13 protein-coding genes are annotated in these 12,274 nt (G+C 45.3%); 7 read left to right on the forward strand and 6 right to left on the reverse strand.

Annotated features, from left to right (window positions below):
- Window positions 1-116: 116 nt before the first annotated feature.
- Window positions 117-857 carry an SDR family NAD(P)-dependent oxidoreductase gene (locus G7035_RS09095; protein ID WP_019689009.1) on the reverse strand — a complete coding sequence of 247 codons (741 nt, stop codon included), beginning with the start codon at window positions 855-857 and terminating at the stop codon, window positions 117-119.
- 157 nt (window positions 858-1,014) lie between these two features.
- Here G7035_RS09095 and G7035_RS09100 point away from each other — a divergent pair, with 157 nt between their 5' ends.
- Entirely contained in the window at window positions 1,015-1,929 is a 915-nt protein-coding gene (locus tag G7035_RS09100) for a LysR family transcriptional regulator (protein WP_019689008.1), read from the forward strand.
- Between the two features lie 17 nt (window positions 1,930-1,946).
- On the opposite strand, the gene G7035_RS09105 is transcribed toward G7035_RS09100, so the two are convergent.
- Both G7035_RS09105 and G7035_RS27650 read right to left on the reverse strand, forming a co-directional pair.
- A complete protein-coding gene (locus G7035_RS09105; protein ID WP_019689007.1) occupies window positions 1,947-2,816 on the reverse strand; it encodes an AraC family transcriptional regulator in 870 nt (289 codons plus the stop codon).
- Window positions 2,761-2,895 carry a hypothetical protein gene (locus tag G7035_RS27650; protein ID WP_256620833.1) on the reverse strand — a complete coding sequence of 45 codons (135 nt, stop codon included), beginning with the start codon at window positions 2,893-2,895 and terminating at the stop codon, window positions 2,761-2,763. Before G7035_RS27650 ends, G7035_RS09105 begins: the two co-directional genes overlap by 56 nt.
- 170 nt (window positions 2,896-3,065) lie before the next feature.
- On the opposite strand from G7035_RS27650, the gene rlmN reads away from it, so the two are divergent.
- From rlmN to G7035_RS09120, 3 genes are all read left to right on the forward strand, one after another.
- Window positions 3,066-4,163: a dual-specificity RNA methyltransferase RlmN gene (gene rlmN / locus G7035_RS09110; RefSeq protein WP_016822584.1), complete on the forward strand. Its 1,098-nt coding sequence runs from the start codon at window positions 3,066-3,068 to the stop codon at window positions 4,161-4,163.
- A 140-nt stretch (window positions 4,164-4,303) separates the two neighbouring features.
- Window positions 4,304-5,005 carry a dihydroorotate dehydrogenase electron transfer subunit gene (locus tag G7035_RS09115; RefSeq protein ID WP_016822585.1) on the forward strand — a complete coding sequence of 234 codons (702 nt, stop codon included), beginning with the start codon at window positions 4,304-4,306 and terminating at the stop codon, window positions 5,003-5,005.
- Window positions 4,986-5,918, forward strand: coding sequence for a dihydroorotate dehydrogenase (locus tag G7035_RS09120; RefSeq protein WP_017426080.1), 933 nt, complete (start codon window positions 4,986-4,988; stop codon window positions 5,916-5,918). The genes G7035_RS09115 and G7035_RS09120 overlap by 20 nt, the downstream gene beginning before the upstream one ends.
- A gap of 96 nt (window positions 5,919-6,014) precedes the next feature.
- Here G7035_RS09120 and G7035_RS09125 read toward each other — a convergent pair whose 3' ends face one another.
- A complete protein-coding gene (locus G7035_RS09125; protein WP_019689006.1) occupies window positions 6,015-6,197 on the reverse strand; it encodes a hypothetical protein in 183 nt (60 codons plus the stop codon).
- A 288-nt stretch (window positions 6,198-6,485) separates the two neighbouring features.
- On the opposite strand from G7035_RS09125, the gene G7035_RS09130 reads away from it, so the two are divergent.
- A complete protein-coding gene (locus G7035_RS09130) occupies window positions 6,486-8,072 on the forward strand; it encodes an ATP-binding protein (protein ID WP_019689005.1) in 1,587 nt (528 codons plus the stop codon).
- Window positions 8,069-8,806 carry a response regulator gene (locus G7035_RS09135; protein WP_019689004.1) on the forward strand — a complete coding sequence of 246 codons (738 nt, stop codon included), beginning with the start codon at window positions 8,069-8,071 and terminating at the stop codon, window positions 8,804-8,806. The genes G7035_RS09130 and G7035_RS09135 overlap by 4 nt, the downstream gene beginning before the upstream one ends.
- 51 nt (window positions 8,807-8,857) lie before the next feature.
- Here the strand turns inward: G7035_RS09135 and G7035_RS09140 are convergent, their stop codons facing one another.
- Both G7035_RS09140 and G7035_RS09145 read right to left on the reverse strand, forming a co-directional pair.
- Window positions 8,858-9,877, reverse strand: a complete 1,020-nt coding sequence (locus G7035_RS09140) for a 2-hydroxyacid dehydrogenase (RefSeq protein ID WP_016822590.1) — start codon at window positions 9,875-9,877, stop codon at window positions 8,858-8,860.
- A 17-nt stretch (window positions 9,878-9,894) separates the two neighbouring features.
- On the reverse strand, window positions 9,895-10,950 hold the full coding sequence (locus G7035_RS09145; protein ID WP_017426083.1) for an AEC family transporter: 1,056 nt from the start codon (window positions 10,948-10,950) through the stop codon (window positions 9,895-9,897).
- Window positions 10,951-11,241: 291 nt separating this feature from the next.
- On the opposite strand from G7035_RS09145, the gene mmuM reads away from it, so the two are divergent.
- A complete protein-coding gene (mmuM, locus tag G7035_RS09150) occupies window positions 11,242-12,189 on the forward strand; it encodes a homocysteine S-methyltransferase (protein WP_019689003.1) in 948 nt (315 codons plus the stop codon).
- Window positions 12,190-12,274: the final 85 nt, after the last annotated feature.

Raw genomic sequence — 12,274 nt, forward strand, 5'->3', positions numbered from 1 at the left:
TAAGGAGGAGAACGCCCCGGCAAACTTGCGGGAGCATTCTCCTTTTTAGGTTCTAGCTCAACAGCCACCTTCTGTCTAAGAAGACGGCTTGTTTTTTACCTAGAAGCCCAGTAACTTTATAGCGTTTGTCCGCTGTCTATCGTAATGATCTGGCCTGTCATGGCTTCCTGTTCCAAAGCAGAGCAGACCATGCTGGCAATATCCTCAGGTGTGGAAATGCGCTGTAGCAGCAAGTGGGGAGCCAATTGTTTCATTTGTTCTTCCCTACCTGCCCACCATCTTGTGGCCACCGCGCCTGGTACGATGCAATTGACTCGAATATCAGGTGCCAGCGATCGTGCTAACGACTTGGTCAGCCCGTGAACGGCTGCTTTGGATACTGCATAGGGTAGCGAGGAACCTAGCCCTGTTTGTCCAGCTATACTTCCCAGATTGACGATAGCTCCTTGTTGACGATGCTTCATATAAGGAGCCACGGCTCTGGCACAGTGAAACATGCCTTTCACATTGACATCCAAGAGATCATTCCACACCGCTTCCGTAACGGCCTCTAGATCATCCATCGGAATATGATGTGTAATGCTGGCGTTATTCACCAGTACATCAACCGTGCCGTATTGCTGAACAATCTGCTCGACCATCGCTCGAACTTCCCGATCTTGGGAAACATCTGCCTGTAATGCAATTGCACTTCCTCCCTGTTCAAGTATCCTACGTACGGTTTCCTCTGCATCGTCTTTAGAACGGGAATAGTTTACGACTACCGTAGCCTTACGATCCGCCAGCTCCATACATATGGCTCTCCCAATTCCTGTACCGCCTCCTGTAACCAGTGCTACTTTTTGATGTAAATCCATGTATGTCCGCCCCTTATCCAACTCGTTAGTTTTGTGTGAAAAATAATATGATCTAATATGGATCATTGTAGAGGATGTATTATATTATGTATAATTGAATTAACTGAACTTTAAATTCAATAAAATTGAATTAAACGAGCGACTTAGGAGTAGGAGAATGGATATTAAAGCACTTAAAACATTTCAGATGATTGTGAATTGCGGAAGTTTTATGCGTGCAGCGGAAGCGTTGAATTATGCACAATCCACCGTGACGATGCAAATACAGAGACTGGAATCCGATCTAGGAGTTCAGTTGATTGAACGGGGCAAGAAGATAAAGTTAACTGAAGCGGGCAGGATGTTTTACGAGCAAAGTCTGCATATTGTAAAAGATATGGAGCAATTGCAGGAAAATATGGAGAACCTGCAAAAGGGAACCGCAGGCGACATTCGCATAGGGGTGACTGAACCGACCGCCAGTTACCGACTACCTGAAATTTTAAAGCGATTCTTAAACCATTATCCTTACATTCGGATTTCTGTTGAGTTTGGGAATACCCCTACATTAAGCGAGCGTATTCTCAAAGGGGATGTGGACATCGCATTATGCTCTGCTCCGGATTTGGGTACAGAACTATATTTTGAACCTTTATTTAAGGAGAATTTTGTAGTTTTGATGCCTGAACATCACCCTCTTGCACAAAAGGAGTGCATTGGACCCGCAGATTTGCAAGGGCATCGCCTACTTATTACGTCGTCCATCTGTCCCTATCGGCGTAAACTTGAAATGGTCATGAAGGAATATGGAATAACCACGTTAGACACGATGGAAATTGGCAGCATGACGGCTCTAAAATCCTATGTGGAATGTGAATTAGGAATTGCTCTTGTGCCACAAATTCTAGTCGATCCTGTCCCGGGAGGAACAGCAGTGAGGCAATTAAGCGGCAGCTTGATCGATATGACCTTTGGTCTTCTGTGTAAAGCAACCGAGGCACCGCTGAAGCTGGCAAGCTCAAGGCTATATTCCGTATTAAAGCAGAACTTGGGCAATTGTCCTGAGCACACAATATCAAACCGACTGCAATAGGCAGCCGGTTCGTTTGGTTATTTTTTCGTAATGGGAATCCATACTTCACTTCGGTATTCCTCAGCATGAGTATTCCCCATGGTATATACTTCTAGCTCAGGCCCGCCTGAGTGCTCATAGTTGCTGGCAGGGAACCATTCCTGGTAAATTCTTTGCCATACCTTCTGGATCGAGTGAGGCATAGGGCCGATGGATGTAAACACGGCCCAGGTTGCAGCCGGGATGGTTCTGGCTTCTAATCCGTTCGAGGCTGCTACGTCTTCACTGCCCTCTGCGGCGATAAGGTAGCTAAACGTTTCCTCACCGTACTTCATGTCCAGACATATACCGAGGATATCATCGCCTGTCCCCAAGGCATGAATGCGATCTGATGTGCCATCTCCGTTAAGCCGATCCCAGAATTTTGGGATTTCCCGAAGATTTTCGCCGTTCTTAGTAGTAACTTGAATGGACTTCCCAATGACCGTAAACGCCGCCTTCTCTACAATTTTATAATCCATTTCCTGATCTCCCTTCAGCGATAGGTGGAAGGTGATGCGCGGAAAGGCTTTCAGGTTCACTCCCGGGTTTCTGGCCTCAGAGGGAGAAATACCGTGTACCTTTCGGAACGCTTTAGAAAAAGATTCGGGGGAATCATATCCGTATTTGAACGCAACATCCAGTACTTTGGTGGTAGAAAGACTCAACTCCTGAGCAGCCAGGGTCAATCGACGTTTGCGCACATATTCTGCTACCGTAACGCCAGTCAGCATATAAAACATCCGTTGAAAATGAAAGGGAGACGAGTAGGCCGCCTTTGCAATTTCATCGATATTGAGGGGCTGCTGCATTCTATCTTCCATTAGATCGAGTGCGTTCTTGATCCGAACCAACCATTCCAACCACATCACCTTCCTTGGTTGTAATCATATCATTCACGGTGTCCGTCATCCTGTCTTTGCGTGCTGTTGTTGAACAGGGTTTCATCAGCCTGCCCCCTTGTGTTCATAATTAAAATTTGGGACAATAAAAGAAGTGTTTGAATAGCGCAGAGCGCTCAAACATGCTATGATGCAATGATAGTTGAGACGAGTCGTGATGGCTAGGGTTTATATATAGAAATACGAATTTTAACGTTTGTGAAAAGAGGATCGAACATGAAAAAGGAATCCATTTATGGATTAACGTTAGACCAATTGACAGCATGGCTCATGGAGCATGGACATAAAAAATCTCGGGCATTACAGGTATGGGACGCATTGTACCGGAAACGAATTACTGATTTTGCGGCGATGACAGAGGTTCACGAGAGTTGTACTCGCTTGTTGGCAGAGCACTTCTCTATTGAAATCCTGGAAGAACACGTGAAGCAACAATCAGCAGACGGGACGGTCAAGTTTTTGTTCCGCTTGCAGGATGGGAATTTGATTGAGACGGTATTAATGCGGCATAAGTTTGGACTATCCGTATGTGTGACGACCCAGGTGGGATGTAACATTGGATGCAGCTTCTGCGCGAGCGGATTGTTGAAGAAGAGCCGTGACCTTTCCAGTGGTGAAATTGTAGGACAAATCATGAAGGTGCAGCTGTATCTGGACCAGGAACGTCCGGGCGACCGGGTCAGTCACGTTGTGGTAATGGGGATTGGCGAACCGTTTGATAACTTTGTGAACCTGTCCGATTTCATTCGGGTCATTAAGGATCACAAAGGGCTGGCGATTGGGCCGCGGCATATTACTGTGTCCACAAGTGGCCTTGCCGATAAAATTATTGAATTTGCAGATTCCGATCTACACGTCAACCTTGCGATCTCCCTCCATGCTCCAAATAATGAGATTCGTACCCGCATTATGAAGATCAACCGGGCGATCCCGATTGAGAAGCTCATGCAGGCGATTGACTATTATTTGGACAAAACCAATCGTCGGATTACGCTAGAGTACATCCTCCTGAAGGATGTTAATGACGGTAAGGAGCATGCGCTCGAACTGGCTGAGCTGGTGGGCCATCGTCGCAATCTGGCGAATGTGAACCTGATTCCGTACAATCCGGTGGATGAGCATAGTCAATACCAGCGGAGTGAGTCGGAGTCGATTACTGGCTTCTATGATGTGTTGAAAAAGCAAGGCATTAGCTGTAGTGTTCGGCTGGAGCACGGAGTCGACATTGATGCGGCCTGTGGACAGCTACGCAGCAAGCAAATTCGCAAGGATGCGAGCGGCAGCCGCAATGCGGAGCGCGAAGCGATTAGTTAAAATGCACGAGCGTACTCTCTAACAGGAGTACGCTTTTTTTATACATGAGCCATGGAACAAAACGCCAACTGTAAATGTGAAAATAGTCACGTAATAGTTGCTGCTTTTACGTTATAGTGAGTGGTTAGTGGAGGGGTTATATGGCTAACGTAATTTCAAATGTGGCGCTCGTTCCGGGCATTTATGTAATGAAGATAGAGGGCAAATTTAAAGGGAAAATGGGTCAGTTCTACATGCTGCGCAGCGGGAATGGTTACCCACTGCTGCCCAGACCCATCAGCATTTATGATATCGGGGAAGAGAGTATTTCCTTTTTATACCGGGTTGTTGGAGAGGGGACCAATTTATTTTCCCAGTTACAGCCTGGTCAGGAGATTCAGTTGGAAGGACCTTTCGGAAACGGGTTTCCGCAGGTCGAGGGCAGCCTAGCTTTAATCGGCGGTGGCATGGGTACAGCACCTTTGTTGTTGGCTGCAAAATATTACCCACATGCAGACGTTTATCTGGGTTTTGCACAGCAAGCCTTTGGGGTTGAAGCGTTCGAGGCAGCGGCAGCATCTGTACAGGTCAAAGTAGGGGGAAGCATCGTCGAACAGGTCGATCCGGCTCGCTATGCGAATATGTTTTCCTGCGGGCCCACTCCGATGTTGCAAGCACTTGCGTTGAAAACGGCGGGTACAGCGTCCCGTTTATATATTTCAACAGAAAGACACATGGCTTGCGGTATTGGCGCATGTTTGGGCTGTACTATGCGTACCCGTGAAGGCAATCGGAGGGTATGTAAGGAAGGGCCTGTATTCCCGGTGGAGGAGGTGGAGTTCGATGATCTCCATGGCATGTAATATAGCAGGTGTACCGTTCAAAAATCCAATTATCATGGCATCCGGTACGTTTGGGTTCGGGCGTGAGTATGCAGAATTCTATTCTCCTGAGCTACTCGGCGGCATCGTCGGCAAGGGACTAACCCTTCATCCGAAGGCGGGGAATACGGGGCAACGAATACATGAGACAGCATCCGGTATGCTGAATAGTGTAGGATTGGAAAATCCAGGCGTGGCGGCTTTTTTGAAGGATGAACTGGATGACATGACTCGCTGGAATACAGCTGTTATTGCCAATGTGGGCGGCTCCAATCTGGAGGAATACGTTCAGGCCGTAGCCATGATTACGGAAAACGCGCAAAAACGCCGTACAATGAACCGCAGAGGCGTTGACATGCTGGAATTGAACATTTCATGTCCCAATGTGAAGCAGGGTGGAATGCAATTTGGTATCCAGACGGAGGTAGCACGGGAGGTTGTGCGTCAGGTGCGCAATGTGACGGCACTTCCGCTGATCGTCAAGCTATCTCCGAATGCAGAGAACATCACGCAGATGGCAGTGATGTGCGAGGAAGAAGGCGCGGACGGGGTTTCGCTGATCAATACATTTTCTGCAATGAAAATAGATATACGTCGGCGTCGCAGTGTCTTTGCCAACACGTATGCAGGCCTTTCCGGCCCGGCAATCAAGCCGATTGCCTTGCGCATGGTTCACCAGGTGGCGCAGGCGGTATCGATTCCTGTGATCGGGATGGGCGGGATCAGCTCGGTGGAGGACATTATTGAATTCACCATGGCAGGGGCCGCCGCCATTCAGGTGGGAACGTATAATTTTGTCCATTTACATGCAGGGGCTGAGCTGGTATATGGACTAGAACAATGGATGCAGCAGGAAAAGGTGCAGTCGTTGGATGAGATACGAGGAATTTTGTGAATTTTGGACTCGTTTGTGCATAAACTTAAGCATACAAAACCGGCTTGTCTTTTTAGGCAAGCCGGTTTTGTATTTTACCGAACCAGCCAGACTCGACTAATGGTTAATATCGCATTTGTTCAAGATGAACGAAATTTGATTTTCCAGCCGATGAATGGCTTCCTTGGATGCCTGGTCGTTGGCATCTTGTGCCTGAAGCGTAGCGAGCTCCTGCTTGAGCTGGTGAAGGTCTTGTCCTGCATGGGAGCAGTCGTAATTGCTTTCGAGATTGTCAATCATCCGTTATCCTCCCTTTCGTTAGGTATACGTCCTTATTATGGAGGATTGATCTTTCCTTATTCAGCATATTGTTCTATTTCAGATACAGACTACGTTAATTCCCGATGAGGCGCGTAAAGCTTGCAGAATAAGAAGGGAATTTGTCAAACAATGTCGAATAAAAAGGGATTATAGGGGCAAGATAGGCTCTTCTTCTCATGGAGAGCTTGATAAAGAAGCTGGGTGATAGGGTTGCGGTTAAAAGGCAAGTTGAAACCGAGAAGACAATTCAAAGTTTCGCTACAATTCATGATTATTATTTTGGTTGTTTTAGTTATTATTATTTCCTTGATTATATCCTTGCTTCTCATTCGTAATTTCGTGATTAACAAGCATTTTGATAATACGAAGGAAAAACTTTCAGGTATTGCCAAGGTGGTTGCCAGTGACAACGATGTGATTCGTAATGTTGAGCGGGGAGTTCCTGTGAGACAGATCCAGGATTACTCGCTTGGAGTCATGCATAACGTTAATGTAGATTTTGTAGTCATACTGAACCACGATTTAATTCGGCTATCACATCCGAATGAAACCATGATTGGCAAGCCTTTCTCTGATCTGAATGATGCCAGAAAGGCGCTATCCGGTCAGGGACATTTTTCTGAGAATATCGGTGTTTTGGGTCAAGGCTACCGTTATTTTACGCCGATATTCAATCAACAGAATGAGGTCATTGGCATTGTATGTGTAGGACTGACCATGAGAACGCTAAATCATGATTTGATGCAGGCGCAGTATACCATTTTTGGAGGACTGATGCTGGGGCTCTTTAGTGGAGTTCTGGGGGCGATCATTCTGGCGCAAAAAATCAAAACGATTTTATTTGGGCTGGAGCCACAAGAGATAGCAACACGATTACGTGAAAAAGTAATTATTGAAAATGAAGTCTCTGAAGGCATTATAGCCATTTCCGCTGATAAGAAAATTATGCTTATGAACAAGGAAGCTCAGGCCAAGTACCAACTGGCGAATCAAGACAAGAAAGCACCGATTGGCGAGCAAATCGATACCAACTTTTATAACGCGCTCTTCAAGAAAGTGTTTGATGATAAGAAGAAGATCAAGGACCGCTCATTTTATGTGAACGGTATAGAAGTCATTGCGACAGTAACCCCTATACATGTAGAAAATGAGTTTTTTGGGGCAGTGGCTACGCTGCGCGACCAATCCGAGATGATTCATCTTAGCAATCAGTTAAGTGGCACCAAATATTATATTAACTCTCTTCGCGGGCAGACGCATGAGTTTATGAACAAAATGCACGTGATCTCCGGATTGATTGAGATGAGGAAGTATGAAGAGGTCAGTCAGTATATTCAGCAGCTAAATCACCGGTATCAAAATGAAGTAGGCTTTCTAACAGAGAGAATTAAAGTTCCGGCGTTAGCAGGTTTTATTATGGGAAAAATCAACGAAGCACGCGAGCAAAATATTTCGGTGTTACTGGAAGAGAGCTCGAATGTCTCTAATGTGGAGATGCAGGACATTGTTCATGATGTTATACACATATTGGGCAATTTTTTTGACAACGCTATAGACTCCATTTTACAAAAAAAACAACCCGGCAAAATTGAATTGAAATTGAATTATGAGTGCGAGGGAAATGTGTTCATTTTGAAAGTGAAGGATAATGGTATGGGGATTGATTCCGAAATGCAACAAAGAATATTCGAGCATGGCTTTTCAACCAAAGGAGAGGACAGGGGTTACGGCTTGAATCTGGTTAAAACCATGGTGGATAATCACCAGGGCATCATTGAAATGGACAGCCAACCTGGCCTGGGAACAAGTATCTATGTAGAGTTGCCCTGTACATTGGAGGTGACGAGTGAATGAAGGTACTCATTGTGGAGGATGATCCCATGGTTGCTGAGCTCAACCAACAGTTTATTGAGCGTATGGACAACTTGGATGTGGTAGGTAAAGCAGATACCGTCCAGAAAGCGCAGGATTATCTTCAGAAACACACACCGGATTTGGTATTACTGGACGTGTATTTACCCGGAAAAAGCGGATTAACCTTGCTATCCCATATGCAGGAGCATCAGTACCATGCTTCGGTTATTTTAATTACGGCTGCAAAGGATATCCAAACGGTGAAGGAAGCTGTTTTTTATGGAGTGGCGGACTATCTAATCAAGCCTTTTACATTCGAACGTTTTAAGCTGGCTGTGGAGAAAATCCAGCGTCTGGCCACGGTAATGGAGGAAGGGAACGGAATTAATCAGGCTGTCATTGATCAATATTTTAATAAAGAAGAGCCTATGGGTATGGAAAAGAAAAAAACTACTGAACATCTATCCCCAAATCTATCAAAAAATCTGTCTAAAAACTTGTCCAAACTGACCATGACTACCATACTGAAGAGTATCCAAGAGCTGGACGGCCCCTTTTCGGTTGAAACCTTAGCCAGAGAAGTAGACTTGTCCCGTATTACAGTCAAAAAATATATTCAGTTCCTAGTAGACGATGGCTTCCTAATTGAATCGATAGAATACCACAAGGTAGGAAGACCACTAATGCTCTATCAGATCAATCCTGATATAAAAGAACCGCCATTTCCAGTATGATCTGGAGATAGCGGTTCTTTACTTTCCAATGAGTGTGCCAGACTTCCTACTTTATTTCATAGCGAGAACAGGAAGTGGAACCAGATTGTCCGAAGAATGAGTTGTAATGATATCATGGAAGTTTTCGTAGCTGGTTTCAATCATGTTGGATAACGCAGTAACCGTATTCGAGCCCGCATGAGGGGTTACCAAAACTCTTGGATACAGCTCTACAAGCTTCTGGATTGTTGGGTCCGGGAGCATTTGCCATGGGTCAAATGCTTTGAAAAATAGTTCTTCCTCTTTAGGGAAGACATCTGTTCCGAACCCTTCCAAATGATTGCTGAGCAAAGCATCCAGAATGGCTTGGTTATCTTGTAATTCCCCGCGTGAGGTGTTGATGAGAATAGCTCCCTTTTTCATTTTTGCTAAAAAGCTGGCATTAATCATTTGGTCGTTCTGTCCCGGCAGGTAAGGAACATGCACACTGACGATGTCACTCTCTGCCAGTAACTCATCCAAGGTTGTGAATGGAACGACGGCCTTGGCCGCGTCCGATTGGTACACATCATAGCCGATAACAGAAGCACCTAATCCTTTAAACAATCTGGCTTCCGTCAGGCCGATGCGACCGACCCCGATAATCCCGACTTTACAATTGTGAATCTCTTTGCTGAACGTATGCTCGTCCACAATAAAATTTTTGAAAGAGCTTTTGGTAGTCATATAAGCGGTGTGACGGAGCAGCATCATAGCCAGCGTTAGGGATAACTCTGCAATAGCATTCGGAGAGTAGGATGGGACGCGTGCGACCTTCATTCCAAATTCGCTGCAAGCATCCAAATCAATGTGGTTGATTCCGACCGTTCTGGTGAAAACATATTGAATGCCGTACTTATTGAATTTTGTAAGATTTTCTCGATTGGCAGCACAGTTTCCTCTTAACAAAACAGCATCGTGATGCTGCGCCAGTTCTGCATTGCTGGAGGTCAGTAGCTCTTCTACCAGCGTCAGTTGAAAGTTATATTTATTAAGCTCATGGAAATAGGGCTTCTCATATGAACGGGCACCATAGCAGATGATTTTTAACATGTTGTTTTCCCCCTGGTTTAGAAAATTCCAATTTTATCGATGACATTGAGCGTAATGATCCACACTGGAATCATGACGACGGAAGTAATAGTTGATAGAAGCGAAGCGTTGGAAGTCAGTACAGCTTCCTTATCAAAACTGATAGCATAGGCTGCGGCTACGGTAGCTGTAGGAGTAGCCATCATAATGACAATAGTAGATAAAGCGACAGTATCGACCGACAGAATATGAGATACAGTCAACAAAGCCAGCAAAACGATGTTCACAATAGGTACTAGCCAAACTTTAACAAGGCTGTAATACCATGATGTCTTGTCTGTAGCTGCCGATTTGAAGCTGATCTCACCCAAAGTCGAGCCAATCGATAGCCAGGCCAGTGGAGAAGCTAGTCCGGCAAGGTAGGTCATGGGCTTGAACAGCCAGACAGCGGTTTGGTCAATTCTTAGAAAAGCAAACTGCTGAATGGTTCCATCCTCTGTAGCCACACTCATTTGTGGCAAATAACCCTGGAACAACCAAACAAACAAGCCTATAAAAGTCGCGATAACGATCGGATTCAAAAACATAGTTTTGAGATTTTTAAGCTCCATTTTTAAGCCGCTCATTTTGATATAGCCATAAGAATATAAGAAAATGCGGTAGCCTATATTAAAAATGGAACTGTACATGACTCCGGTAGGACCGTAAATGGCACCGACAATGGGAATTCCAAAAAAAGTAGTAGAACCGAAAATAGTGAGTACCCGCAGCACATCCTGCTTATCCTTGTTGTAGCTCAGGAAGAACGGCTTGGAAATAAAGATGAGAATGATATAAATGAGAATCCCCCATATTAAGACATTCATGCCTTGTTTTAATATGGTAGGATTGATATCCTGCATGAAAGAATTAAAGGCTAGTGCTGGTAGAGCCACGGTGAGAACAACCTTAGATAGCATCTTTCCTACGGCTGCGGTAAAAATCCCCTTCTTGCGGCAAAAGAAGCCGAGCAGGATAATAAAAACGGTAGAAGCGATAGAACTAACAATGCTGTTATCTGTTAAGGTCGCTGTAATCATTTCTAGTAAAGACATAGATAAAACCCTCTCTTGTACCTTTTTTCACATAAATGATGATGCAAAATGTGACAATGCAATTCCCTGATCTTTTGGCCAAAGTGTTTGGTTTGCACTTTTATAGTAAAAAAACTTTGTGAAAAAAAGAACAATATCTAATTAATTTAACTTATGAAACTAATTTAAAAAATTTATACGTTACATCAGGATGTAAATGTGAGGTGCTCATCGGCATACATGCTATAATATAAAAAAATAATTCCAACCTGGTTAGTGGGTTAAATGGATAAGACAAGCAGGAGGGTCCGCATGAATCCGATACAACGTATACTGAACAAATTTCAGCTGATCGTGCTGGACGGCGCAATGGCGACTGAACTAGAACGTCACGGGCATGATCTAAACGATAGCTTATGGTCAGCCAAAATCCTCTATGAACATCCAGATTCGATCAAGCGTGTACATCGAGATTATTTTGAGGCTGGGGCAGACTGTGCGATTACGGCGAGCTATCAGGCCACTGTGGAGGGCTATGTTCAACGCGGGCTGAGCGAAGATGAGGCATTGAAGCTTATTCAGTCATCGGTGCAGATTGCTGTACAGGCACGAGATGAGTTTTGGGCCGATGTGACGGCTACTGCGAGTCAGCAGACTCGTCCCAAGCCGCTGGTTGCGGCCTCTGTCGGACCCTATGGGGCGTTTCTCGCTGATGGATCAGAGTATCGCGGTGATTACAAGCTGAGCGAGGAGCAGCTTATGGAGTTTCACAGGCCGCGCATGAAAGCTTTGATTGAGGCGGGAGCAGACATTTTAGCTTGTGAAACGATACCTTGTCTGGTTGAGGCCAAGGCTATCACACGATTGCTAAAGGAATTCCCCGGCACGTATGCCTGGATCAGCTTTAGTGCAAAGGATGAGCAGCATATCAGTAACGGTGAGTCTATCGCCGCATGTGCAAAGTGGCTGAATGAGCACGAGCAGGTGGCTGCAGTAGGGATCAATTGCACGTTGCCCAAATTCATTCCATCTCTTATTCACGAAATACACAGCCATACGGACAAGCCGGTGGTGGTATATCCCAATCTGGGGGAGGAATATGACCCGGTCACCAAGACATGGCAGGGCCATACTTGTACAGAAACGTTCGGACAGAGTGCCCGGCAGTGGTATGAAGCAGGAGCGCGTATGATTGGTGGCTGTTGTCGGACTCAGCCACAGGATATTAGAGAAATCGTGGCATGGTCGAGAGAGGTATAACGAGGATAAACTTTTAGGGAAGGTTATCATGAAGTTTTCCTCCATTGCCGCAAAAGAACAAGCAGGCTGAACCGAGTTATACTCC

This window comes from Paenibacillus polymyxa (genome assembly GCF_015710975.1).
Taxonomy (GTDB): Bacteria; Bacillota; Bacilli; order Paenibacillales; family Paenibacillaceae; genus Paenibacillus; species Paenibacillus polymyxa.